Source organism: Amycolatopsis sp. NBC_00438 (assembly GCF_036026695.1).
In the GTDB taxonomy this organism is placed as follows: Bacteria; Actinomycetota; Actinomycetes; order Mycobacteriales; family Pseudonocardiaceae; genus Amycolatopsis.
This window is the reverse complement of the sequence record NZ_CP107923.1, coordinates 3,870,879-3,897,487: the sequence shown is the minus strand read 5'-3', so window position 1 is coordinate 3,897,487 and position 26,609 is coordinate 3,870,879. Positions and strand designations below refer to the sequence as shown.

Sequence of the window (26,609 nt, the reverse complement as noted above, 5' to 3'; positions counted from 1 at the left end):
GCCATGCAGCAGGGCGAGCTGTGCCGGATCACCGTGCACGGCCCGCAGGGACGCGCCGACCTGGCCGTGCCGATGGGTGTCCCGGTGACGAGCCTGCTGCCGGTGCTGCTGCGGCACACCGGCGGCCACGAGGACCTCGGCGACTCGTGGGTCCTGCAGCGCCTCGGCGAGGCGCCGCTCGACCCGGCGGGCACGCCGGAGTCGCTGGACTGGAAGGAGGGGGAGGAGTTCCACCTCCGCCCTCGTCTCGATCCGTTGCCGGAACTGGACTTCGACGACATCGCCGACGGCATGGCCACCGCCGTCAGCCGCCAGTCCGGGCGCTGGAAGCCGGAGTTCAACCGGTTCCTGTTCCTCGGCTTCGCCATCGCGGGCCTGCTGGTGCTGGCCCGCGTCCTGCTCTACCCGGGCGCAACGGGCCTGTCCGCCATCGGCTGCGCGGTCGTGGCGCTGGGCCTGCTGGTCGCGGCCGTCGGCTCGGGCGTCCGGTCCGAGGACACGGCGTTGATCACGCTGCTCGGCCTGGGCGGCTGCGGGTTCGCGTTCGTGGCGGGCGCGGTCGCCGTCGCGGGCCTCGGCCCGGCGTTCGACCTCCAGACCGCGCCGCTGCTGTCCGGTTGCCTCGCTTTCGGTTTGGCGGGCGGCCTGATGCTCGGCGGCCGCGCGGCGTGGGCGCCGGTCACGCCGTTCGTCCCGTTCGGCACGGTCGTGGCCACCGCCGCGGCCGGCGCGGTGACGCTGTGGCTGCACTACGGCCCGGAGTTCTCGCCGGTGCAGTCGGCCGCCCTGGTGTCGGCCGTCCTCATCGGACTGCTGGTGTTCGCGCCCCGGATCGGCATCCGGTTCGCGCGCATCCGAGGCCCGCAGCTGCCCCGCACGGCCGACGAGCTGCAGTACGACATCGAGCCCGCGCCGGCGGAGAAAATGGTCGCGCAGACCGCGTACGCCGATGGCTACCTCACGATCGCCTGCGTCACGTCGGCCGTGGTTTTCGCGTGCTCGTTCCCTTTCCTGGTCGGCCAAGGCCTGTTCCCCGGCATCCTGGCCGGACTGCTCGCGGCGGCCGTGCTGATGCGCTCGCGCAGCCTGCTCGGCGCGTGGCAGCGGGTGCCCCTCTCCGTCGCCGGCGCGCTCGGCTTGGTGCTGCTGGCGTTCTCGCTGATCGAACCGCTCACCCCGGACTGGCGCGGCGCGTCGGCGGCCGGGGTCGTGCTGGTGTTCTTCCTGCTGGTGCTGGCCATGCTGCGGCCCCCACCGCGACGGCTGCTGCCGATCTGGGGCCACCTGGCCAACTGGCTGGAGACGTTGAGCGCCGTCGCGATCCTGCCGATCCTGCTGCAGCTGTTCGGGACGTACGCCTGGGCCGTCGGTCTCACGGCATGAACACGGACGGGGTGCTTTGAGAGATGGTGCAGACGCAAAAGGACCACGTCGAGGCGTATTCGTTCCTCATCGGGCGGATGACGTCGGCGCTCGTGCTCGGCGACGCGAGCCACCTCGACGTGCCCGCCAAGCGCACCTGGACCGGCCTGCTGGTCGGTGCCGCGCTGGCGGTGCTGATCGTGCTGGGGTTCTTCGTCTTCGGCCTGATCGCCCACCACACCGGGCACGCCGTCCAGGCGACGCCGCCCCCGGTCCGCCGAGCCTGAAAGGAGCGTCACCATGGATCTCTCGCTGGTGCGCCGCCGCGGCGGCCCGGAAACCGACCTCGGTCGCCAGACGGTCGGCAACGCCCTGGTCGTCCACCCGGCCGCCGGGATGACGGAGGAGGCGCAGGCGCTCGCCCTGGGCGTCGCGGCCGACACCGAACACGACCTCGTCGTCGTCGACCTGCCGGTGGACTCGCCGATCTCCCTGTGGGAGTCGGTGGCGAAGGCTCTGCCGCGACGTCGTCGCGGAGTGCGTCTCGTCATCGGCGGGCGCTCGCGGGAGACATCGGCGCTGGCGGGCCAGTGGCTGGCCGAGCGCATCGGCCGTCCGGTGCTGGCCCCGGACGGTTCGGTGATCCCGAGCGCGGGCGGTGCCCTGTTCGTCCACAGTGGACGTGGCAGCGGCTGGGTCCGGTTCCAGCCCGGCCGTCCGCCGAAGTGGGAGGCGAAGCGCTTCCCGCGTCCCTCGTGGGATTCGGGCGTCACCGCGGAACTGACGTCGACCAGCTCCCGCGGCGTGGCCGAGCCGCTGCCCGGCGGCTTGTGGATCCGCCCGGTCGGCTTCGACCGCCAGCTCGGCTACCATCGCTCGGCGTTGATCCGCGGGCTGCCGGCGTTGCCGGACACGATGACGATCGTCCTGGGCTGCCCGGGTTGCCCGCCCTTGACGATGGACGACGCGGCCCGCCTCTGGATGCGCCTGCCGGAACCGGTGCGGCACAAGGCCCGTTTCGTCCAGTACGGCCCGATGTCCGTGCCGTCCGGCACGACCCTGGGCCAGGCCCTCGCCGACCTGCTGGGCCGCGAAGTCGGGTTCTACAGTGGACTCCCGATCGGCACCCCGCACGACCTCGACGTCTGGACGGTCCTCTACGACGGCGGCCTCGGCTGGGCGACGTTCGCCCGCGAGCTGGCGTACGTCCCGCAGCAGCCGATGCCCCGGATGCTGGACCACCGCCTGCCGATCGAGGGTTTGAAGGAGATCGAGCCCGCGGTCTACTGGTACTCGCCGGACGCGGTGCTGGAGGTCGTCCAGTCGGGCCTGCTGCTGCGTCCGCCGTCGGCCGGCCCGACGGTGGAGGCGTTGCGCGAGGTCACCCTGGACACGTCGGTCCACAACCTGACGTACGACGTCCCGGAGGAGGGCGCGGACGCGGTCGAGCGCATGCGCCTGCTGGCGGAGGACGTCCTGGCCAGGCTGGACGAGCACACCCGCCGCATCAGCCGCATCCTCCCCGCGGCGGCCCTCCTTGCGGAGCGCGCCCGGACGACGATCCCGCGCCGGGCACTGGCAGAGATCGAGGCCGCCCCACCGGCCGCCGCCCCGGCACGGGCAGTCCCCCCAGCGGCGGCCCCGGCCAGGGTGGGCGGCACGGCGCCGGCGGAGGCGCCGCTGCTGAGCATCTCGGAGCGTCTGGACCCGGGTGCGGTGATCGCGGCATCCCTGGCTCCGGTAACCATCACGACGGCCGCCCCGCCACGGATGCCGGCCCTGGGGTCGGAGGAGCGGGCCACGGAGTCGGTCAAGCCTCCTGCACGCCCGTCGGCGGCCGCTGGTGGCCCAGCTCCCGCCGCGGAGCAGAGCGCGGTCTCCGGTGGCCCGGTCATCCTGCCGCCCCCGCCCGCAGGCATGACCGGCTCGACGACCGACGCCGCGAAACCCGAAGACGCTGCTTCGACAGCCGGTGCCGCAAAGCCGCACTCATCACTCGCGTCCCGTGGCCCGGCGGTTCCGCCGGTCGGCGTGGATGGCCCCGTGACCGCCGCTCCTGCGGTCGGCGCTGCTGCTGGTGTCGGCGGTGCGGCGGAGTCGGATTTGTCGTTCGCGTCGCGTGGTCCGGCGGCCCTGCCTCCGGCGGTTCTGCCGGTCGGCGTGGATGGCCCCGTGATCGGCTCCGCTGGTTCTGCGACCGGCGCCGCTGCTGGTGTCGGCGGTGCGGCGGAGTCGGATTTGTCGTTTGCTTCGCGTGGTCCGGCGGCCCTGCCTCCGGCGGTTCTGCCGGTCGGCGTGGATGGCCCCGTGATCGGCTCCGCTGGTTCTGCGACCGGCGCCGCTGCTGGTGTCGGCGGTGCGGCGAGGTCGGATTTGTCGTTTGCTTCGCGCGGCCCGGCGGCCCCGCCAGTGGGCGTGGACGGCCCGGTGACCGCCGCTCCCGCAGGCCCGGCTACTCCGCCCCGGGCAGTTCGGCCGGCCGGTGTGGAGGGACCGGTGATCGGCTCGGTGATCGACGCTTCCGCCGACCCGGCCGCCGCGCCTGCGGCTCGAGCCGCAGGTGTTGACCGTGCGGCGACCGGCTCTTCCCGCGACCTGACCACGCCGCCGGTCGTCCCGCCCACGGATGCTGATGGTCCGGCGACCGGCACTGCCGGTTCACCGGTCGGTTGGGCAACCGGTCTGGCGACCCGACCGTCCGCAGGGGCGGCTGGTCCTTCCGCGGGTCCGGCGACCCCGCCATCGGCGGTTCCGGTCGCCGAGGCGGACAGCCCGGCCACCGCTGCGCTCGACCCGCAACCCGAGGCCCCGGCCGAGGTCATCCCACCGGCCGCCACCGAGCCCGCACCCCTCCCGCCGCCGGCGGTTCCTCCCGCCGGTCTCCGCGAGGCCGCGGCCGGGCCCATGGTCTCGGCCGGACCCGTGAACCTGCCGCCGCCCGCCGGAGTCGTCGGCGGCCCGGCCACGGATCTTCCCGCCGCCCAAACTCCGGGCGGACCCGGCACAGCCACGGGTCCCGCGGCTCCTCCGGCCGCGGGCGTCCTGGGTGGACCGACCAGTGGCACCATCGCCCCGGCCACTCCGCCCGCCGGGGTCCTCGGCGGCACCACCCGCACAGGCAACCCGGGCGAGCCTGCCCCGCGCGGCGCGGAAACGAACGCCCCCCAGACCCCGCCGTCCGCGGCTTCGCCCCTCGAGGTCGCGGACGGCGGTACCAACCCAGCCCGGCTCCAGCCCACTCCCGCCGCCGAGGCGACCGCCCTCCTTCCCAAGCGGGGCGTCGACAAGGAACGTGAGTGGCTCCGCAAGTCCCTCGGCGCCGAGTACGGCCTCATGTCCAACGCCGCCGCGCGGATCCTGTCCGAGCACCCCGGCTTCCAGGGCGCGCTCGCCGCGTCGTCGGCCGATGTGCTGACCGATGCCGTTGCCGTGCAGCTCTACCTCTCGGCCAAGGGCGCCGCCATCGACGCCGGGTTGCGGGCCGGGCGCAACGGGCCGCACGTCCCGATCGCACGGTGTGTCGTCGCCGGGCTCGGGCGGCTTCCGTCGCACCGGGGGCCCGCGACCTTCGCGACCAGCCCGTCCGCCGGGCAGTGGGCGCTCTACCGGACCCGGAAAGTGCTTACCGAGTGGGGTTTCCTGCACGCGCTGACCACGCCGATGTCCACATCGGACGGTGACACGGACATCCTCGTCTGGTCGGTCACCGCCCGCCGGACGAAGCTTCTGGAGCCGGGCGAAGGTGGTGTGGCGAACCGGGCGCTGTTCGTGCCCGGGACCAGCTTCAAGGTCCTCGAGGTCACCGAGCCGGCCGAAACGAAGCGCGGGCTCGTGCTGCTGCGGGAACTGACCGTGAGCGAGGTGGACGAGACCGGCAAGGTCGCCGCCGACCGGATCTCGCTCGACGAACTGGCGCTCGAGTCGCTGCGGCGCGAACTCGAGGTGTGGGCCGAGACGGACGGCCGCGAACCGGTCGACCCGGCGGCCGCCGGGCGGTTCGGCGTCGTGCCGGGTCTGGTGTGAGGGAGAGGCGGAACTGATGAACCGACAGGTACTCACGGTCGGCGGCGAAGGCGCCTACCCCACGATCGGCGCCGCGCTCGCGCAGGCCCAGCCGGGCGCCACGATCACCGTCCACTCCGGACGCTACGAGGAGAACCTCGTCGTCGACCGCATGGTTTCACTGGTCGCGGAGGGTGACGTCGAGATCGTCGCGCGTGAAGGCAGCGTGCTCGTGGCCAACGCCGAAGCCGTCCAGCTGCGCGGCTTCACCCTTACCGGGCAGGACGACAAGCTCGTCGCGGTCGACGTCGTGCGCGGCGAGGCCGCCCTCGACGGCTGCCGGGTCACCGGCGCCTCCTGGGCGACGCTCCTCGCGCGCCTCCAAGGCTCCCTGGCCCTGCGCGGCTGCGCCGTCACCAGCGCCGCCGGCGCCGGGATCGTCGTCGCGTCGCCGTCGCAGAGCACCATCGAGGACACCGAGATCACCGGTACTGCCTCATCCGGTGTCGTCGTCGCGGAGGTCGGGTCCGTGGTGTTGCGCCGGTGCGCGGTGCGGCAGCCGAAAGGCAACGGTGTCTGCGTGAACGGCGAGGCCGTCGCGGTGGTCGAGCAGTGCGAGATCACCGGCGCCGAGAAGCCCGCCATGGTCGTGGAGCAGCAGGGCCGCGCCACCATCACCGGCCTGACCGTGCGCGACAGCGCGAACGTCGACCTATACCTGACCAGCGAAGGCCGGGTGTCCGTTGTGGACTCCCGGTTCCTGTCCGCACCGATGCAGGCCGTGCACGTCGCCGCGTCCGCCGCGCCGGTACTGCGCGAATGCGTGTTCGCCGGCGCGGAACGCAACGCCGTGCAGGTCACCGGCAACGCGTCGCCGCATTTCGTGGACTGCACCTTCGAGGACTCGCCGGTCCTGATCCTGGCCGACGGCGATGCGACGCCGAACTTCGAGCGTGCGACGATCCGCCGCGCGACGCAGACCGGTGTGCTCGTCACCGCCGACGCGAGTGTCCGGATCGCGGGGCTGCGCCTCGCAGGCCACGGCATCGTCCTTTCCGGACAGTCGCGATTGGACCTGACGGACGCGTCCGTCGAGACCGGACGTGAGCTCGCCGTCGAGGTCACCGAATCGTCCTGGTTGACCGGCACCGACCTCCACGTGCGGGGGAGCGGGGTCCGCGTCACCGGTACGGCCGAGCTGCAAGACTGCGAGATCGCCGACGAAATCGTCGTCAAGGCCGGTGGCACGCTCACCGCGTCACGCTGTCGGGTGCACAACGGCGTCTCGTCCGACGACGGCGCGAACGTGACGCTCACCGAGTGCGAAGTGGACGGTGCGGCGAGCGAACCCGTTCGCGAGCTGCCGCAAGCGGAATCCGTCGAACCGGGCACGAGCGACGCCGCGGGTGAAGTGCTCGACGGCCCGCTCGGCGAGCTGGAGTCACTGGTCGGCCTGGCCGGGGTGAAGAAGGAAGTCACCGGGCTGATCAACCTCATCCGGATGTCCCAGATGCGGGAGCGGATGGGGCTGCCGATGCCGCCGATGAGCCGGCACCTCGTCTTCGCGGGCCCGCCCGGTACCGGCAAGACGACGGTCGCGCGGCTCTACGGCACGGTCCTGGCCGAGCTGGGCATCCTGTCCAAGGGGCACATGGTCGAGGTCGCGCGGCAGGACCTCGTCGGCCAGTACATCGGCTCGACGGCGATCAAGACGACCGAGGTCGTCGAGAAGGCCATCGGCGGGGTGCTGTTCATCGACGAGGCGTACACGCTGTCGGCGGGTTCCGGCGGCTCCGGGCCGGACTTCGGCCAGGAAGCCATCGACGCGCTGATGAAGATCATGGAGGACCAGCGCGACTCGCTCGTCGTGATCGTCGCCGGCTACTCCGAGCAGATGGACGTGTTCCTCGAGTCCAACCCGGGTCTGGCCTCGCGGTTCACACGGACCATCGAATTCCCGAACTACAGCGTCGACGAGCTGGTCACCATCACGCTCGGCCTGACCCGCAAGCACTACTACGAGCTGACCGACGACGCGCTGACGACGCTGCGCGAGTACTTCGAGCGGGTGCCGAAGAACTCGACGTTCGGCAACGGCCGCGTCGCGCGGAAGCTGTTCGAGGCCATGGTGAACAACCAGGCGTCGCGCCTCGCGCTGCAGCCGCCGTCGAAGGACTCCGAGCTCAACCGGCTGACGGCCGAGGACCTGCGCGCCGAACTGGCGAACCTGCCCGCGGCGGCCCAGGCGGCGGTGTCCGTCGGCACCGACCCGGCCGCGGCCGTCGGCGCGGCGGACAGCGTGCACCGGCTGCGCAAGCTCGTCGGCCAGAAAGCCGTGCGGGAACACGCGGAACGCCTGCTGGTCCGGCTCGGCGGGCTCAAGCACGGCCGGCAGCCACTCGGCCAGGAGGCCAACGTCGTGCTCAGCGGCGAGCGCGGCTCGGGCCGGGCGGAGTTCGCGCGGCTGTACGCGCGCGGTCTCGCCGAACTGGGCCTCGTCGGCGTCGGGCAACTCGTCCGCCGGTCCGTCGCGGAGGATCTGATGCCGCGCTGGCCGGGACAGGCCGAGCACCTGGTGCGCACCGCGCTGGACGACGCGAGCGGCGGTGTCCTCGTGCTCGACCTGGACGGCGACTGGGAGTCCAGTGTGCACACTCCCGGTCACGAAGTTCTCGAGGCACTGGCGGAAGCCGTCGGGCGGCGGCCCGCGGACCCGGTCGTCGTGCTGACCGGCGAGCCGCGGCGGGTCCGGACGCTGGCCGGGCTGGTGCCGTCACTGCGCGACCGGTTCCCGGCGGTCTGGGAGCTGGGGGAGTACACAGTGGACGAACTCGGCGAGATCGCCGTGCGGCTGCTGGTCCGCGGTGGTCACGAGGTCCCGGACGACGTCCGCGACGCGCTCGCGCACGAGCTGGCGGCAGCGTCGGAACGGACCGTGCACGCCGCGCACGAACTCGCCCGCACGCTGTCGGCCACGGCGGCGTCGCGCACGCTGGCCGCCGCGGACCTGCGCGGCGTCCGCCCGCCGGACGTCGAACCACTGGCGCTCGGGCAGGGACTGGCTTCGGTCGGCTGAAGGAGGAGTCATGGCATCGCCTTACGAGAAGATGCTGGAGGACGCGCTCGGCGCGTACCAGCGGCAGCGCGAAAACCTGACCGCAGCCAAGGAACGGATCGACGAGGCCACCGGCACGGCGACGTCCGCGCGCCGCGAGGTGACCGCGACCGTCGGCCGCACCGGTGAGGTCACCGAGCTGGCGTTCCCGACCAGCGCGTACAAGCGGATGGCGCCGGCCGAGCTGGCCGGGGTGATCGTCCGGACCATCGCGCAGGCGCGGCAGCAGGCGATCGACGCGTCGGCCGAGGAGCTCGCGCCGATGCTGCCGCCGGGGTTTTCCGCGCGGGACCTGATGGCCGGGAAGGTCGACGTCGAAGCGTTGTTCGCCGCCCGCGTGCCGGGTTTCGAAGGAGGGACCGAGGATGACTGATCAGTTCTTCGTGGACGCCGACGGGCTCGACACCGGCCGCAACGGCTACCGCGAGAAGGCGACGGAGCTGGAGGCGCTGGTTCAGCGCATCCAGGCGCTGGGCAGTTCCGGGCGCGTCTCCGAGGCCGCGGGCCACGACAAGAACGGCAACGCGTTCGCCCAGACCCACATGAAAGCCGTCGCCGAGATCCGCGACGGCGTCCGGCTGTGGGCGAAGGCCGTCGACGGCACGTCCGACGCGATCCACGACATGGCCGGCTCGTTCCGCGAGGCCGATCAGGGCGCGTTCGACATGGCGCGCGACCTGCAGAAGAACTTCCTGCAGCTGCAGGAAGACGTCTCGAAGCCGCCGGCTTCTTCGTAGTCCGGGGAGGTTACTCGCGATGAGCCTGATGGTGGATCCCAGCCTGAACTGGATCTTCTACATCATCGCGGGTGACGCCTGGCCGCAGGGCGACGAGGACAAGCTCCGCGAGCTGGCCGCGGAGTGGGACCAGGTCGCGCGCGACATCGCGGCGGCGGGCCAGGGTTTCAACCAGCTGTCGCAGCACGTGACGGCGAACGTCGGTGGCGACGTCCAGCACAATTTTTCGGACTTCTCGCGCAATTTGAGCACGCTGGGCGCGGACTACGTCCAGCGTGCTCGGGCGCAGGCGGCGTCGTTGCGGGAGCAGGCGCTGAACGTCGAGAACGCCAAGTACGGCATGCTGATCTCGATCGCCGTGACGGCCGCGGAAGTGCTGTGGGCGTTGACAAACCCGTTCACCGCACCGCTGGTCCCGGAGATCATGGCCGCCGGCCGGACCGCGGTGGTAACGGTGCAGCGCACGCTCGTGCAGCGCCTGACGAGCCTGCTGGCCAGGATCGCGCGGGAGGCCGCGCAGGAGGCGGCCGAAGAGGTCGCGGAAGACATGCTGGCGCAGTTCATCCAGATAGCGCAGGGCAATCGCCACGGATTCGACTGGAAGTCCATCGGCCAGTCGGCGGCCCTGGGCGCGGTCGGCGGCGCGTTCGCGCACGTGGCGGGCAACGGTCTCGGCAAGGTCGACGGCAAGTTCGGCACGAAGTTCTCGAAGAACGTCTGGGGCGAATCGGGCATCGAGGCGGCGACGGAGGTGGTGGTCGGCCTCACCGGAGCCGCGGCCTTCGGCGGCGATCTGGACAGCCTGGGCTGGGGAGCGCTGAACGGAGGCCTGAGCGGCGCGGCGACGCACGGTGCGCACCACGCCGGGGAGTCGTTGCACGACAAGCTGACCGGTGGTGGGCCGGGGGCTGAAGGTGCCGGGCCCAAGGACGTCGGGGACGTGGAGTTCGACAGGGGGAACATCGGGCCCATCGACGCACCCCCGGCGCCGGGCTCCGGGGGTGCCGGCTCCGGGAGCGGTGGTTCGGGTTCGGCTGGTCATGGTTCCGGCGGAGCGGGTTCCGGGACGGGCGGTCTGGGTTCCGGCGGAGCGGGTTCTGCGGCGGGTGGTCCGGGTTCGGGCGGGGCGGGTCCGGGGACGGGTGGCCCGGGTCTGGGCGGGGCAGGGTCCGGGACGGGCGGCTCCGGTTCGGGCGGGTCGGGAGCCGGTTCCGGGAACGGCGCGGGTTCGGTTGGTGCCGGTGGCCCGGCTACTGGGGGGACGGGTGCCGGAACCGGTGGGTCCGGCTCGGGCGCGCCTGGTACCGGCGGAGTGGGGACGGGTTCGGCCGGGACGGGTGCGCCTCCTTCGAGCGGGACTGGTTCCGGTCCGGGAGCCGATAACGGTTCCGGCGGGTCTGGTTCGAGCGGAGCAGGCGCCGGTTCGGGCGGATCCGGCTCCGGGGCAGGTACGGGTGCGGGTGTCGGACCCGGTACGTCCGGTCTTGGCGGAACAGGCGCCGATTCGAACGGGGCAGGCTCGGGTGCAACCGTCGGCTCCGGTTCCGGTCAGTCCGGTTCCGGTGGGGTTGGCGCCGGCGCCGGTTCGGGCGGGATCGGCGCGGGTTCTGGTCAGCCAGGTTCGACCGGCGTGGGGCCTGGTCAGTCCGGTATGGCCGGCGAGGGTTCTGGTCAGTCCGGCGCGAGTGGGGTTGCCAACTCCGGCCAGTTTGGTGCGGGTGGAACCGGGTCCGGTCCAAGTGGGTCCGGCTCTGCCGGTACTGGCCAAGGTGCGGGCGGGTCCGGTGCCAGCGTCGGCTCGAGTGGTTCGGGTGTGGGAACCGGAACGGGCTCGACGGGCGCCGGTGCCGTGGCGAGCGGTTCCGGGCCGTCCGGGGGTGTGGGCTCGTCCGGTTCCGGCACCTCGACGGGCGGCGCCGGCTCGACCGGAGTGGTGGGCTCCGGCCCGTCGGCGCCGGGCGGTCCCGGCCCGGGCACGGAGGGTGCGGTCGAGCAGGGTGCGACCGCACCGTCCTCGGGCCCCGCGGGCGGTTCAGGATCAGCCTCCACCGGGAGTCAAGGACCGGGCACCGGCACCGCGGGCACCAGTCCGGCGAGCCAAGGTCCCGGTACGACGGGCAATGGCTCAGCGGGCCAAGCAACCGGTGCCGGCCAGAACACGGGCACCAGCACAAACAGTCCGGCGAACTTGGGCACCACTCCGGGCAACCCGTCCGGCCTAGGCCCGAACGGCTCCAGCGCGGTGACGCCCGTCGAAGCCCCAAGCAACGGTTCGCAAGACCAGAACGGCACTTCGAGCACGGCACCGCAGACCGCCACCAACCCGGGTGCCATGGGGCCAGGCACGTCCGCCGGCACTGGAACGAGCCCGTCGGGATCCGACACCACCACTACCCCCGCCCCTGGTAACTCGGGTATCACCGCTCCAGGTACCGGCCCGGGTGCGAACGGCGCAGGCACGAACCCGTCGGTCACCGGCAGTTCGAGTTTTAGCGCTCCGGATACTGGACTGGGTACGAGTGGCACTGGCGCGAACTCCTACGTCACGGGCAGCCCGGGGAACAACGGTCTCAGCACTCCCTCAAATCCGCCGGGAGCCGGCTCACCCGGAACCGGGGCGAACAACACCGCGGGTGGCAATCCCGCACCCGGCCCGAACGGGCGCCCGAACACCACCGAAAGCGGACTGTCGGGATTCACCCAGCCGGACACTCAGGCCTCCACGCCCGCGCCGCCGCCGGTGGCGGGAAGCGTCGGCGGGGTGACTGCGGCAGGCTCGCCGACGCTGAGCCCCACAACCAGCCCCCAACCGAACACGGGACCGGGAACCGACGGCGCTCCCACGGCCGACGCCCACCCGACCCCCGACACCGGAGCTGCCAAGGTCGGTCCCGGGTCTGGGACGGCCCAGACGAGTCCCGAGCCGGCTACGGGAACCGGGCCGGCCAAGGGCAGCCCCGATCCATCAACAGGTCATGGACCGGCGAAGGTCGATGCGCATCCGATGGCGGCCGCCGGGCCGGTCAAACCCGAGTCGACTACTGGCACCGGACCGGTTAAGGCCGACGCCCAGCCGCCCGCCGGGAATGGAACGGCGAAGGTCGGCGTCGAGGCGACTGCTGGTACCGGACCGGTTAAGGCCGACGCCCGGCCGGTCAGCGGAAATGGAACGGCGAAGGTCGGCGCCGAGCCGACCACCGGCACTGGACTAGGTAGGGACGATGCCCGGCCGGTCACCGGGAATGGAACGGCGATGGTCGGTGCCGAGGCGACTGCTGGTACCGGACCGGTTAAGGCCGACGCCCGGCCGGTCACCGGGAATGGAACGGCGATGGTCGGTGCCGAGGCGACTGCTGGTACCGGACCGGTTAAGGCCGACGCCCGGCCGGTCACCGGGAATGGAACTGCGAAGGTCAGCTCCGAGGCGACCACGGGCACAGGACCGGGCAAGGGCGATGCCCGGCCGGTCACGGGGCATGGAACGGTGAACGCCGGCCCCGCGGCGACTGGATCGGCCAAGACCGGGGTCAACCCGGCCACGGAGATGGGAAGTGCCAAGCCTGTTCCCGAGCCGGCCTTCGGGGCTGAGCCGGGTGGGGCGGTGACCGGGACCGGGCTGGCCATTGGGACTGAGCCGGGCGGGGCGGTGACCGGGACTGCGCCGGCCAAGGGTGGTCTCCGGTCGGAGACCGGAACCGGGCCGAACGAGGCAGGTCCCGGGGCGGCGACCGGGCCGAGCAAGAGCGGTGCCGGCGCGGCGAGGCCCCGTCCGGTCGTGCCGCCCCCGCCGATCAAGACGGATTCCGCTCCCCGCTTTGTCACGTCTGAAGCGGGTGCGACCGCCAAGGACGGCGCGAAACCCGGGGTCACCAGGACGAACAGCGATCCGCAGGCGACGAACGCCGTCAAGAAGCCGGCGCTGACCGGCCGCCAGAGCCCGGCCCAAGCGCCGCCCAAGGTCCACACTGGACTGTCCACACCGGAGACCGGGAAGACAACAGACACCCGCCGCCGGGACACCGCGCCGCCCGCGCGGCTGGTCTCCGAGCGCTTTGATCCCGCCAAGTCCATCGCGCGGCAGTTCGAAGGCGACGGCCTCAAAGACGGTGAACTCGACGGCGTCATCATCCGGATCCGCTACGACGTCCGCCGCTACGAGACCGAGGGCGGCGGCTGGGTCCGGGACTTCACCGTTCCGCTCGACCTGACCTCGAACTCCGGCTCGGTGACGCCCGAAGCTCGCGCCCAGCTGGCCGAAGACCTGCAGAGGCACCTCGACGCCACCGTCAACCAGGACAACCACCTGCCCGGCGGGGACAAGCTGCACGTCACCGTCGACGTCCGGACTCCACAAGGGCTGGTCGACGGCGACTGGCAGAGCGACCACAGCCGCGGCGTGCCGGTCGACGTTCACGACTCCACAGTGGACGGAAGCAGGCCCACCGATCAGACGCACTGGGACGTCCACGACGCCAAGACCGGTCTCACCCACGAGGTCATGCACTATCTCGGACTCGGCGAGGGCTACCACGACGACCGGCTTCTCTTCCGCCGCGCCGACCAGCCCGGCGTGATGGGGCCGGACGCCTGGACCGAATCGACGCTCACCGATCAGAACCTCGCCAAGATCCAGGAGATCTCGGACACCGCGCCGATCCGCGATCACCATCTCGGTGACCCCGGCGTCACGCCCGCGCCGCGCCCCGAACCTCCCACGGCGGAAACGACTCCGGCGCCGTCGAAGCACCACACGCCGGCCCGGGCGCCCGTCACCGTCAACTCCGTCCAGGTCGACGATCCGCATCCCGGCCAGGTCCTCGACCGGCGTGTCCTGCCGCCGCCGCAGCACACCGTCCTCGGTGTGCACGGCATGGATCCCGTGCTCGTCGGCGGGGACACGCCGCACGGCAACTTCCGTGAGGCCGTTGCCGCCAGCCTGAACGACAACGCGCCCAACGAGCACGCGCGCATCACCGACGCGCTCGACGCGAACAAGGACGAAACGAACCTCGACGCCCTCGCCAAGGCCGCCGACGTCCAGGTACACGTCTTGGACAGCAAGGGGAACTGGACCAGTCACGGCCCGGAGACCGGCCGTCCGGTCCACATCCTGCGCACCACAGTGGACGGCAAGCCGACCTACCTCGGTACCAAGGAGAACGTCCACATCGGACGTCCACAAGTGAGCTACCCCGGCTCCACGGTCCTGCGCACCGGGGAAGGGCGCAAGGTCGTCCACCGCGGCGAGTTCGAGATCGAGACGGTCAAGGGAAACCACTACGTCCGGCTGTACACCGCGATCCTGACGCCGGCCGCGCGCGGTTCGGAGTTCAAGGACGTCCACCAGGACGCCGACGGCGGCGTTCACCCGTTCAGCGGCGACGGCAAAGAAGGTTCCAAAGTCTTCTGGGTCGGCGGCGGCCGGCCCCTGCGGGCTCTGCAGTGGACCGCGAAGTACGAGCACGACGTCAACCGCAAGCCCGGAATGCAGCCGGTCCTGCGCTCGTTCCTCGTGCCGATCGGCACGTTCACCAAGGTCAGCACCCAGGCCACCGTCGAAGCGCGGTCGCAGGGCAACAGCCTCTCGATGAACGTCGACCAGAACGGCGACACCAACCAGTTCGGCCTGCGCGGAAAGGACTTCGACGCGCTCCAGCAGGACGCGCTCAAGGGCTCGCTCGTCACGTACACCCCGGGCGGGCACGACCGGCAGATGCCCGACGTCGCGGGCCGCCAGGAGGACCTGGCCGACCTCTACCACCGGCTCGGCATCAGCCCGGACTTCGACTCCGCCGCGCTCGGCCGCGAGAACGACCCGTGGTTCAGCTGGACGCCGGACGGCCGCAAGTACTTCCGCAACGACCCCGCCGCGCTGCGGGGTCTCGCCAGGACGCTCGGAAACCACTACCACACCTGGAAGAACTCGCCCGACCTCTTCTTCTCCCCGGCCGGCGACAGCATTCCCGACGTCACCGTCAAGGAAGCCGCGGACAGCAAAGCGCGCCGCACCGAGGACATGAACGTCTTCCTCAACACCCACGGCCCCGGCCGCGCCACCGTCGGGCAGCTCTCCGACGGGATCGGCGCCGCGATCGACACCGCCGTCCGCCGGCACGCCCCCGACGGCGTCCCGGTGGGCGCGAAAGAGCTGAAGGACACCGTCTTCGGCGAGGTCAAGGACAGCCTGCAGGTCCCCAGCCAGGTGCTCACCGAAGCCGGCCCGGACGCCCGGCGCGACACCCTCGACAACATCCGCGCCGGGCTGACCGCCGACCCGCAGATCGCGACGCGGGCCGCGGACGCCGTCACCAAGGCCGTGACCGATCGCCTGACCGCCGAGCTGGGCGACACCGGGACGTTCGGACCCGACATCGCGAAGATCGTCCACCAGACCGTGCACGACCACTTCGACGCCCTCAAGGGCGCCCGCGGGACCCAGCTCGACGGGCTCAATAAGGGCAAGCGCGGCTACCTCAGCGGACCGCGCGGCGAAGCCTTCACCAAGGGGATCACCGACGACCTCGCCAAGAACGCCGCCCTCAAGAAGCTGCTCGCCAAACCGGGCGTCACCATCGCGCCGGACGTCTTCGCCGCGCAGCTCAAGGCCCAGGTCGTCCCGAAGGCGATGCACCCGGTCACGAAGACGTCGCTGGTCGGCCTCGACGCCGACGCCCTCCGCGCCCACTTCCAGGCCAAGCAGAACGACGTCGCCGACGCGCTCGCCAAGGAGCTGAGCCGCAGGAGCGCGGGCAAGCTCGCCGACCCGGGCTTCCGGAAGACCCTCGTGAACGCCGTCGGCCCCGAGGTGCGCCACCCGGACCTGCTGGCGGACGCCCGGTTCGACCCGGCCGGCCGCGAGGACGCCGACGCCTTCATGGACCGGCTGCCCGACTTCGCGACCCAGGCGGAGATCGGCTCGGCCCTCGCCACCGACGAACGCCGCATCAAGACCGACTTCGACACCCGCGAAACCGACCTGACCGACGACGGCGTCGCGGGGACGCCGTTCGCGAACGAGTTCGGCCGCTGGCAGGCCGAGCACACACGGGGGTACACCCAGAAGAACGACCCCGCCGTGTTCACCCGGCACCAGACCGCGGGCCGCGACCTGGCCTCGACGATCCAAGACGCCCTGGCCGACCCGAAACCGGACTCCGCGAAGAAGATCGTCGACCAGCTGGTGTCCGATGTGGACTCCGACGGCACCTTGGCGCGCAAGTTCGCCGAGACCGTCAAGCCGCAGAGCGACGGCCGGCCGGACCGCGCGCCGGGCCAGACGAAGCCGAACACCTTCGGCGAGCACGCCCAGATGGTGCTCAACCAGTACCTGAAACTGACCCAGGGCCACCAGGACGCGGGCCGGTTCGTGCCGCGGGACGCGATCGCCAAGGCGATCCTGTTCCACGACGCCGACAAGGTCAACTCCAAGAACCAGTACGGCGACGCCCAGGTCAGTCACGACCGCGAGCCGGAGCACCGCGGCGCCGTCCGGCACATGAACCGCCACGAAGGGTTGTGGGCGGACAAGCGCGACTTCGAGATCGCCCGCGCGTTCGTCGACGCCGACCCGTTCGGCTTCTACTTCCGCGACATGGGAGTGTCCGCAACGGACGTGCACACCTTCGTCAACAGCCTCGCCCACCGCGTGAAGACCGCGGACGGGCGGCCGCCGAACGCGTCCGACGTCCGCGACCTGTTCCGCGAGTTCCACCAGTACTACCAAGCCGATTTCTCCTCCTACAGCCAGCAGGCGAAGTTCGTCAACGACACCAACGGCGAGATCCAGGACGGCTACGACAAGCTGACCGGCCTCGCCGTCGAAAACGGCGACCACGTCCCGGTGCCGGGTGAGCACCGGTTCGCCTACTCGAACGAGCCCCGCGACGGCGGGAAGACGCCGTACGAACAGAAGTACCGGGAACTGGCGAAACTGTTCGACGACGCCGTGCACGACGGAACCGTGCTGGTCGGGGACACCGATCCCGGACCTGACGGCACCGATCGGGACTCCGCCTGCGGTGTCCGCGCCGTCCACGAGACGAACCCGCAGGCCAAGCCGACCGTGCTGGCCCGCGTCAAGCCCCGCGAGTTCAGCGCCGACGAGATCCGCGCGATCGACGACGCGCTCGAGCACTACGCGCCGATCCTCGGCGAGCGCCGGGCGAGCTCGAGCCGCGCGCACGCCGAGCAGGAGGTCCGGCACTTCGCCGCGGTGTCGTTCGGTGTCGAACGCGGCCAGATCGCGCCGACGGCTCGCGCGGAGTACCTCGCCTCGCACGGGACCGTGAACCTCTACGCGATGGGCGTGATCAACAAGGAGTTCGGCGGTGGCCACCGGGGTATCGAGGGCACGGTCACCCACGAACTCGCCCACGGTCTGCTGTCCTACGCCCTCGACGACTACGGCAAGCACGTCGGCAGCTGGAATCCCGACGGCTCGCCGCACCGCAGTTCCGGCGGCGAACTGCCGGCCGACCCGAAGATCCGTGACGACGTCGCCGACTTCAAGGCCGCCCTGAAGTCCCACCTGCTGGACCCGGAAGGATTCGCGACACGCGCGCCGCGCCGCTCGCAGTTCGTGACCCAGCTGGCCCAAGCCAACCCGGACGTCTTCACCCGGCTCGAGAACGAGCTCTCCGGCAAGGCCGCCGAGCGGATCTTCAAGGAGCTGAAGGGCAGTCAGGCCGAGTTCAACGTCCACACCGGACACTGGGACGCCGACGGCTACCCGGCCTTCGACGGCGAACGCCCGATCAGCAAGTACGGCGCGACCAACGTCCACGAGGACATGGCCGAAACCGCCAAGTACTACTTCATGGACCCGGACACACTGCGGCAGCACGCGCCGCGACGCGCCGAGTTCTTCGACCACCTGATCGCCGGCTGGGACCCGGCGCACCGCGACGACGTCCTGGTCGACGACACCCCGGACACCCGGCCGCTGCGGGCCCGGCTGCCGGAGTACGCGCGCGACGGCCGTGCCCTCGGCGCCCTCGCCCCGGTCGACGTCCGCGGTGCCGATGAGGTCGGCACGCGGATCGAGCAGCTGCTGAGCCCGCTGGCCGACGGCCGGCCCGAGGGCGTCGACGCCATCACCGGCTCTTTGACGGGCGGGGGGTTCGAGTCGTTCCTCGGCGCGGGCCAGGCGTCGATGGTGCGGGTGGGGGAGAAGTGGTTCGAGGTCCGCGTCCAGGCCGAGCCGGACCTGCGCTCGGTCGCGGCGGACCGGATCACCGACGCGACGCCCGCGGCCGGCGACGTCACCAACAAGAACGAGACCACGCACGGCGACCCGAACGCCGACACCACCACGGGCAGCCTCGGCACGTCCGTGTTCTGGCTGTTCCCGGCCGGGCCCTACGCCTCGGTCGGCGCGTCGGCGCAGCTCGCGGCGCCCGCCATCGAGCACACCTCGACCAGCACCGGCACCGAGCAGCGGGTGATCCGTTCGGCCGGTGACCTCCAGAACGCCGACGTCCCGGTGAAGTACCGGATCACCGTCACCACCCAGACCGGCGGGCAGACCGGGTCCGAAGTGGACGGCAGCGTCCGTCTCCTGGTGCCCACCGACCTCGCCGGACTGGAGTCGCACGAACCGAAGGACACGACCCCGCGCGACGACTGGGCCGAGCGCGTCGAGTTCCTCGCCCCGGAAGCCGTGCTCCTCGACGAACAGGCCTTCTTCGACCAGGTCAGCGGCAAGCTGCACCCCTCGGTGACGAAGTTCGGCGCACCGGGCCGCACCGCGTTGCGCGACTTCGTCAGCAGCGGTGGCCTGCGGCAGGTGCTCGGCACCGCGCTGTCCGGCTCGCCCGTGGTGTCGAACGATCTGGCCAGCCCGCACGGCAGCTACCGGGAGGCCGTCGAGCTGCGGGCGAAGCCGACCGGCGTCGAGCTGCTCGGCACCGTGCCCGGCGACTCCGAACTGAAGCTCACGGACTCCTCCGTCGCCGGTGGGACCACGTCGGCCGCGTCCAAGTCCGGCGGCGAGATCAACGGGATCTTCGGCGGCGGCGCCTACATCCCCGGGGCCGTCGGCGGGGTCGCCGGGGTCAGCGCGAGCGCGTCGGCCAAGGTCACGCAGACGTCGCAGAGCGGCACGAGCGTCACCGCCAAGACGAACCTGAACGCCAAGGGCGACATCGGGCTGTACAAGGTGACTGTGGACCTGGCGGTGACGACATCGAGCGGTGAGACCGTCACCGTGCCGGCCACCGCGTATGTCCGCATGGGACTGCCGGAAGCGAAAGCGCAGGGGCTGCCGGTGCCGGACGGCACCCGCGACAAGGTCACGCCGGGGGAGCAGCGGTTCGAGCCGCCGTACCTGGCCGCGGCCGCGGCGGCCGGGCACGTCCGGGCGGGAACCTTCACCCCGGCGACGAAGGTCCAGGCCCAGATCGAGAACACCCTGCGGGAACGCCCGGGCTTCGCGAAGTTCCTGCCCCGCTTCGACGTGTTCCAGCGCGACGTCTCGAAGGGCTCCGGCGCCGACACCGCCGAACGCCTGGGCAACCTCCGCAAGATCACCGCGAACTTCTCGCCGGCCGCGCTGCGATCCAGGATGGACGATCTGCTCGGGCCGGGCGTGTCGACTCAGCTGAAGCGGCGAGGCCTGTTCACCGACGAGTACCTGAGCGTCACGGTGAAGGCGAAGCTGTCGCCGGGCCGCCACCTCGGGCGGGCCACCGGCCGGTCGGTCAAGGGCGGCACCGCGACGTCGCCGACGCTGAGCAGCAGCACGACGACCGAGAAGGGCTGGAGCGTCGGCCTCGAAGGCCGGATGATGATCCCGAAGACGACGCCGCTGACTTCGCTCGGCATCAGCCCGACCGTCACGCCGGTGCAGTACTCCGACACCACGACGTGGAAGAACTCCGGCGGCCCGACCGCCACGACGACCACGGGTATCGGCGGCAGCCCGGACGCGCAGGTGTTCGAGCACGACGTCGAGTTCGAGGTCGAGATCACCAGCCACACCCGGAACCGCCCGTGGGTGAAGAAGCTGACGCCCGGATCGCCGTTCCGCCAGACGCCCCGTGTGTCCACAGTGGCCAAGACCGGCGACGGCCTGCCGAAGATCTCCGGTCAGGTCGACCTCTGGGTCAGCGACGGCTCGGCGCCGAAGACCGATCCGACGCGGTTCGCGCCCGGCGAACCCTCGGCCGTCGACCTGGAGACCGCGCCCGAGCTCGACGCGCTGCTCGGAGCCGACCGGCCGCCGGCGCCGAAGTTCCTGCACGTCGAAGCCGTCGCGAACACCGAAGCCCTGCGCGACGAAGCGGTCCGGCAGCTCGGCCGGGCCGCGGGCGGTGACGGCGTCCTCGGCCTGCCCGGCGGGGAAGCGCGCAAGCGGATCGACCGGATGTTCTCGCCGCAGACGTTCCGCTCCGGCCTGCCGCGCTTCCTGCGCCAGGGCGCGCGCTCGGGCGGGTTCCGCTACGAACGCCGGGTCGCCGACCGCGTCGGCGGCCTCGGGATGAACGTCGGGCTGAGCAACCCGAAGCTGATCATGACGTCCGAGGCGGGCGGCAGCGACACGACGTTCGCCGGCGGCGCCAAGGCGGGGTACGAGAAGTCCCGCAAGCAGGCGGTCGAGGCGAACGTCCAGTTCGGCATGACGATCCGGCCCGACGGCAGCGACCCGCACGGCCAGGGGCAGCTCTACACCTCGGCCAAGTGGAGCCCGTGGAGCCGCACGAAGGGCACGTCGGCCGAGCTGAGCGCGAACGTCGACCACGTCCGCCGCGCGCCGTCGGACAGCCGGACCGTCCTCGTGCGGTACGACGCCGACGTGCGGCTCGTCGCCGAGACCCGGCAGGAGAGCGTCGTCAACGGCGGCAAGTCGCGCGCCGGGGCCGACGTCAAGCTGCCGGGCGCGGTGTTCGTCCGGATGACCGAAGACCAGGCCCGCGAGCAGGGCCTGCTCCCGCCACTCGAGCCGCGCACCCCGGCGCCCGGCGCGCTCACCGCGCCGGCGCTGGTCGGCGGCACGTCCAGCGCGCTCGGCGCGGCCGTCGTCGAGGACGCGCCGGACCTGAGCGGACTCATCCGCGACGCGCGCGCGACACTCGGCAAGACCGGCGACCGGCTGCTGCCGAAATCCGTGCTGGACGACTCGATGAACAACCTGCAGCGGATGCTGGACGCGGCGTCACCGGAGAGCGTGACGTCCCTTGTGGACGGTGCGCTCGACGGCGGCGTGCCCCTGGTGCTGCACGACCCGGGTGTCGTCACGACCGACACCTACCAGGTACTGCTCAAGGCACGGATCACCGAGACCGAGTTCCTGGACGTCGCGCACGACGGCAGCGAGATCGACCACGCCGTCAGCGCGACCGCGACGGCCAAGGAGACCGCGGGCCACGGTTCGTCCTACGGCGGCCAGTTCCGCGGCGCCGGGCGCGGGCTGTTCGCCGACAGCCACGCGAAGGTCAGCGGCTACGACGGTGTCTACAAGGGAGTGTCCGGGACCCGCACGAAGACCGACCAGACGACCGCGACCGGCACGAAGACGACGTCGAAGACGGCGTCCTCGAGCGGCCCCTCGGTGCGGTACCGCGCGAAGGTGGAATTCGAGCTGGTCGTCACCCGCGGCGACAAGACGTTCCCGGTCACCTCGCAGGACGCCGATCTCGTCGTCCGGGCGGCCGCCGACGACCAGAAGGTCACCACCGGGTCCGCGCTGAAGGACCACAACGCGGCGGCGACGAACGTCAAGAACTTCGGCGACGCCGACCTGAAGACCTGGCAGGACGGCGGGCACGGCGCGCTGCCGCCGTCGGCGACGACCGAAGGCCTGCGCGGCGCCGCCGAGGTGCGCGCCGCGGCCCGGCAGGCGTTGCGGACCGCCGGCGCGCGCGACGGCCTGATCGGCAACACCACCCTGGCGTCCGCCGTCACCAACGAGATGCTCCAGGCGAACCTGCCGGACCTGGTCAAGGGCCCCCTGGAAGTCCCCGAGCTGCACGAAGGCGCCGTGCTGCGCAACGGCCACGGCACCGTGAAGGTCTACGCGCGGGTTGCCAACCCGAAGCTCGCCGGGCTGAGCGACAGCGTGAAACTGGAGCACTCGGCGACCGGGACGGCGACGTTCACGGGCGAGGCCAAGGCGACGTCGAGTTCCGAGCAGCAGCACAACCTCGGCGGCGGCGGGGTGACCGACCCGGCCCAGAACGCGCACTCGTGGGGCGGCCTCGACACCCGCTCACCCGACGCCGGCACCGACCCGACGTCGTCGACGTCCACCGGCGACCGGTCGGTGACCGGCAAGCCGAAGGGCCGCACCGGCCTGGTCGGCTTCGACGTCGAGTACCGCGTGGTCGCCGACCTCGGCGGCGGGCGGACCGCGGCGGTCGAGGTGAAGGTGCCGTCGTCGGCGCTGGTGCGGATGACCGACGCCGACGTCGAGGCGTTCCTGAAGGCGCAACTGCCGGACCCGCTGACCCGGGCCCAGGACGCGGTGAAGGACGCCGCCGAGGCGTGGCGCACCGCCGAGGAGGCCGTCGATCAGGCCCAGCGCGGCGCCGACGACCGCTGGCTCGACCAGCGTGAAGGCTCGCGTCGATTGACCGAAGACGGCCCTGCGCTCGGCGTCGACACCGCGGACGACGCCGTCCAAGCCCTGCGGGACGCGCTGGCCGTGGCGGAGACCGACGCCCGCGACGCCGGGGCGCGGCTGCGCGCGGGCAACGCGGAGATCTCGCGGCTCAACGACGTCGCCGACCAGGCGCTGACCCTGGCCGCGGCCGCCGAACCCGGCTCCGGCGAGCAGCGGGGGTTCCTCGCCACGCACGGCAAGGCCCTGGAGGACGCGGCCGCGATCCGGGCCGCGCAGCCGGACCTGACCCGGGCGCGTGGTGCGGCCCAGGACCGGGCGGAACGTCTCGCCGCGGTCCTCGACGACCACCGCAACGACCGCGCCGACCAGATCTCCCGCCGGGAGGCCGCGCTCGACGAGGTCGCCGACGCCCGGCGTCAGGCCGACGAAGCCCGGCAGGCGTGGTGGGACGCCAAACGGGAACTGGACCGGCGGATCGAGGCGTTCGATCCGTCCACTGTGGATGCCGTGCTGGCGCAGGATTCCGTCACCGGCGTCGACACCGGGACCGGCCTGCCGTACGACTTCGACGTCTCCCAGATCGAAGCCCGCCCGGTCACCGACCGGTCCGGCCGGGTCGTCGCCGTGTCGTTCCTGCCCGCCGCCGAGCACACCGCCGGCATCGAGCGCGACTGGGCGGACGATCACGCCGACACCGTCGGCTCCCTGCCCGAAGGCGCGACGCCGGAGCGGACCGCGCCGCTGCTGCGTGACGCCCGGGAGAACGGCGCGAAGCCGGAGCTCGACGGGCGCGCGTTCGGCGAGTGGGCGTCGCAGAGCCCCGCGCCGTGGGATCCGGGGACGCTGTTCGTCATGGCGCACGGCCGGCCGCAGTCGGTGAAGCTCACGCTGCTGGGCGGGCGGACGGTCCGCGTCGACGGCGCGGCGTTCGCGAAGATCCTCGCCGCGTCGAAGCCGTTCGCGCAGGCGGCCGGGTCCGGGCGGCCGTCGATCACGCTCATCGCGTGCAGCACCGGCAAGCTCGACGGCCCGGGTGGCGTCGCCCACGACTTCCAGCGCGCGTTGGCCGACCTCGGCGGGCCGCTGCAGGTGCACGCGCCGACCGAGCCGGCGTTGTTCGGCCGCCCGTCGGCGACCTTGGGCCAGGCGACCGGCGCCACGCACGGTTTCACGACGGTGACCGACGGCGGGCACTTCGCGACCTTCGGCGAGCGGTTCAGGGGAGAACCGGCCGATCATCCGGGGACGACCGTCGAGTTCGACGCGCTCACCGCGACGCCGCTGCGGGACGCGTCCGGCGACGTCCGCGGCGTGAGTTTCCTCGAGCCGGACGAGGCGGCGAAGGTGCAGGCCTGGCTGACGCAGACCACGGGCGAGAACCTCATCGTGGAAGCCGCGCCGGACGAGATGCGGGACTTCGCGGCCGGCTCGCGGCCGTCGTTGCGCGGTCGCGGGCCGGGGGAGGGCGGCGTGCTGGTGCGGGCGCCATGGGCGGACGAACTGGCACAGGGGAAGACGTTCCTCGTCACCGGACACGGTGAGGAGACCCGCGCGAAGGTCTTCGCCCAGGTCGGCGGCGAGCGTCGCGCGGTGTTCGTCGACGGCGCCACCCTGGCCCGGCTGGTGACGTCTTCTTTCGGTGCCGCGCGACCGGAATCGGTGACGCTCTTCCCGTGCGCCGCCGGCCGCCGTCGCGGGCCGGGCGGCGTCGCGTTCGACTTCCACGCCGCGTCCGGCCTGCCGGTGCACGCCGCGACGGACTCGGTGCTCGCCAACCGCCGTGGTGACGACGAGCCCTCGGCGCCGCTGTTCGGCGCCACCGACGACGCGTTCACGGCCGTCGTCCGCGGCGGCCACTGGACGACGTTCGGAAAGCCCGCCGACCCGGGTGCGGTCGTCGCGGAACTGGCCGAGGCGGTGGCCAAGGACTGGCGGTACGCGCGTCCGGAGCCGACGTCGGGGCCGGTGCCGCTGGCCGACCGCGCTCGGACCCTGGAAGTGGTGCGGGAAGCCGTCGCGACGACCCTCGCCCTGCGCGACCCGGCGCCGGTGCTGGCGCAGCACGAACAGCCCGACGTCCTCCGCGCGGTCGTCGACCGGCACCTCGGGTACCGGGACACGGACCTGGCCGCCGGCGCCCGCGAACTCGCGCGGGCGGTGCTCGTGGCCGACACCGGCGACGGTCCGCTGCCCGCCATCAGCGTCACCGGAACCGGCGCCGGTCCGGTCGCGAAGGCCTTGGCCGGACACCTCGGTCAAGCTCTCGGGCACGACGTCCTGGCGCGCGTACCGGTGAAGATCCGCGGCGGCGACGGCGGGCACGTCGAGATCTCCTTCGCCTCGACACGGCTGCGTGTCGACCCGGCGGTCGGCGAGATCGTCGGGCGGCTGCGTTCCGGTCTGCCGGTGGTGCGGCTGGACAGCGTCGCCGACGACGTCGAGGCGCACGCCGATCCCGGTCTGGTGTGGACTTCGGTGCTGGCGCAGGTCTCGGCGTTCCCGGGGGTTACTCACGTCGTCGACCGGCGGTTCGACCCGGTGTCGGGGAAGTGGCAGCCGGTCGGACCGTCCATTCGGGACTTCTTCCCGGGCGTGGGCAAGGGTGAGTGGCGGGACGGGCTGGTGTACCGGCCGCTGGGTCCGGTCGTGTCGCTTCCGGACACGGCCGGCTCGCTCGCCGAGTCCATTGTGGAGCGTGTGCGGGACGGCTTGCCCGCGCCCGTCGTCCCCGAGGTCCTGGCGGCCGACGTCCAAGCCGAACTGCTCGCGTTGACGCCGCCTGGTGCGGCTCCCTTTGTGGTCGACGATTCGGCGAGCCCGGCCGACGCGGCGGCCGCGGCCGGGCTGGCCGCCGAGTTCGCGGTGCTGCAGCTGCACGGCGTCACGGACACGGTCGTCACTCGGGACGACGTCCTGGCGATCGCGGCCCGGGTGGCCGGCGGCCTGGACGTCGGCGCGGCCGCGGCCGCCATCGACGCCCTGGCCAGGCACGATGCGTTGCGGCCGGGCTTGGTGACCGTCGCGGTGGACGCCGTCCTGTCGTCGCCGGACCTCGAGGCGCGGGCCGGCGAAGTCGCGGCGGTGCTTCGGGAGCCGGCCGGCGGGGAGCTGCCCGTGGAGGTCATGCGCGAAGCGGTGTGCGGGGCGCTGGAAGGGCGCGTCGAGGCCACGCGGCGGGCACTGTGGCTGATGCGGCGGTTCCGCGTCACGAACCTCGCGTGGCTCTACCGGTGGCGGATCGCGGAGGGCGTGCGACGCTATCAGGAGCAGGAGGAGGCCGCGTCGGAACGATCGGCCCGGTTGACGGCCGCGGTGGGAGGGGTGCGTGATGACGGCTGAGAAGTGGGTGCTGCTGGTCGACCCGGCCTGGTCCCCGGAGCCGTCGGCGCCCGACCGGACCCACGTGGTCGGCGGCTGGCCGGCGCTGGCCGACGGCTCGATCGGGGACTTCGAGCCGAACCCGGCGTACGAGCCGTCGGGCCCGGACAGCCCGGCGGACCCCCTGGACGCGGTGCTGCGCCTGCTGTCCGTCGGCGACGCGGAGTTCGAGCAGGTGGCGTCGGTGTTCCGCCAGGTCACCACCGCGGTGGCCCTGGACGCGACCGGCTCGCCGCTGACGGCGCCTTCGCCTGATGGCGTGCCGTGCCTGTTGGTGGCCACGGCGCCCGCGCACCGCGGCCGGGTCCGGACGGCGGGCTGGCTCGCCGTGGACGCGAAGGGACTGGCGGCGCTGCTGTCGGCCCGTCCGGGCACGGACCTGCTGCTCAACCCGGGCGCGGTCGGCTGCACCCGCCTGCCGGCGGACACGGTCCGGGACCTCGCCTCGCGCTCGTAG

8 protein-coding genes and 1 pseudogene are annotated in these 26,609 nt (G+C 72.4%); all 9 read left to right on the top strand.

Features of this window, described 5'->3' with window-relative positions; all coding sequences use genetic code 11:
* Nucleotides 1-3: 3 nt before the first annotated feature.
* The 9 genes and pseudogenes from eccD to OG494_RS17210 all read left to right on the top strand — a co-directional run bounded on the left by eccD (nt 4) and on the right by OG494_RS17210 (nt 26,609).
* The gene (eccD, locus tag OG494_RS17250) at nt 4-1,383 is read left to right on the top strand and encodes a type VII secretion integral membrane protein EccD (RefSeq protein ID WP_328458959.1); all 1,380 of its coding nucleotides are present in this window, start codon (nt 4-6) and stop codon (nt 1,381-1,383) included.
* 23 nt (nt 1,384-1,406) lie between these two features.
* Nucleotides 1,407-1,649 carry a type VII secretion protein EccB gene (locus OG494_RS17245; protein ID WP_247050436.1) on the top strand — a complete coding sequence of 81 codons (243 nt, stop codon included), beginning with the start codon at nt 1,407-1,409 and terminating at the stop codon, nt 1,647-1,649.
* Nucleotides 1,650-1,662: 13 nt separating this feature from the next.
* On the top strand, nt 1,663-5,385 hold the full coding sequence (locus OG494_RS17240) for a hypothetical protein (RefSeq protein ID WP_328456870.1): 3,723 nt from the start codon (nt 1,663-1,665) through the stop codon (nt 5,383-5,385).
* 16 nt (nt 5,386-5,401) lie between these two features.
* Nucleotides 5,402-8,440 carry a right-handed parallel beta-helix repeat-containing protein gene (locus OG494_RS17235; RefSeq protein WP_328456868.1) on the top strand — a complete coding sequence of 1,013 codons (3,039 nt, stop codon included), beginning with the start codon at nt 5,402-5,404 and terminating at the stop codon, nt 8,438-8,440.
* A 10-nt stretch (nt 8,441-8,450) separates the two neighbouring features.
* Complete coding sequence (locus tag OG494_RS17230) at nt 8,451-8,852, top strand: YbaB/EbfC family nucleoid-associated protein (RefSeq protein WP_328456865.1); 402 nt, start codon at nt 8,451-8,453, stop codon at nt 8,850-8,852.
* On the top strand, nt 8,845-9,216 hold the full coding sequence (locus OG494_RS17225) for a hypothetical protein (RefSeq protein ID WP_328456863.1): 372 nt from the start codon (nt 8,845-8,847) through the stop codon (nt 9,214-9,216). Before OG494_RS17230 ends, OG494_RS17225 begins: the two co-directional genes overlap by 8 nt.
* A 19-nt stretch (nt 9,217-9,235) precedes the next feature.
* Nucleotides 9,236-9,574: pseudogene (locus OG494_RS48380) on the top strand (WXG100-like domain-containing protein); the annotation flags it as partial.
* A 3,417-nt stretch (nt 9,575-12,991) separates the two neighbouring features.
* On the top strand, nt 12,992-26,113 hold the full coding sequence (locus OG494_RS17215; RefSeq protein WP_328456859.1) for a hypothetical protein: 13,122 nt from the start codon (nt 12,992-12,994) through the stop codon (nt 26,111-26,113).
* Complete coding sequence (locus OG494_RS17210) at nt 26,103-26,609, top strand: type VII secretion system-associated protein (RefSeq protein WP_328456857.1); 507 nt, start codon at nt 26,103-26,105, stop codon at nt 26,607-26,609. The genes OG494_RS17215 and OG494_RS17210 overlap by 11 nt, the downstream gene beginning before the upstream one ends.

Coding starts and splice junctions, on each gene's coding strand:
- eccD (WP_328458959.1), top strand. CDS start 4: ATGCAGCAGGGCGAGCTGTGCCGGATCACCGTGCACGGCCCGCAGGGA.
- OG494_RS17245 (WP_247050436.1), top strand. CDS start 1,407: ATGGTGCAGACGCAAAAGGACCACGTCGAGGCGTATTCGTTCCTCATC.
- OG494_RS17240 (WP_328456870.1), top strand. CDS start 1,663: ATGGATCTCTCGCTGGTGCGCCGCCGCGGCGGCCCGGAAACCGACCTC.
- OG494_RS17235 (WP_328456868.1), top strand. CDS start 5,402: ATGAACCGACAGGTACTCACGGTCGGCGGCGAAGGCGCCTACCCCACG.
- OG494_RS17230 (WP_328456865.1), top strand. CDS start 8,451: ATGGCATCGCCTTACGAGAAGATGCTGGAGGACGCGCTCGGCGCGTAC.
- OG494_RS17225 (WP_328456863.1), top strand. CDS start 8,845: ATGACTGATCAGTTCTTCGTGGACGCCGACGGGCTCGACACCGGCCGC.
- OG494_RS17210 (WP_328456857.1), top strand. CDS start 26,103: ATGACGGCTGAGAAGTGGGTGCTGCTGGTCGACCCGGCCTGGTCCCCG.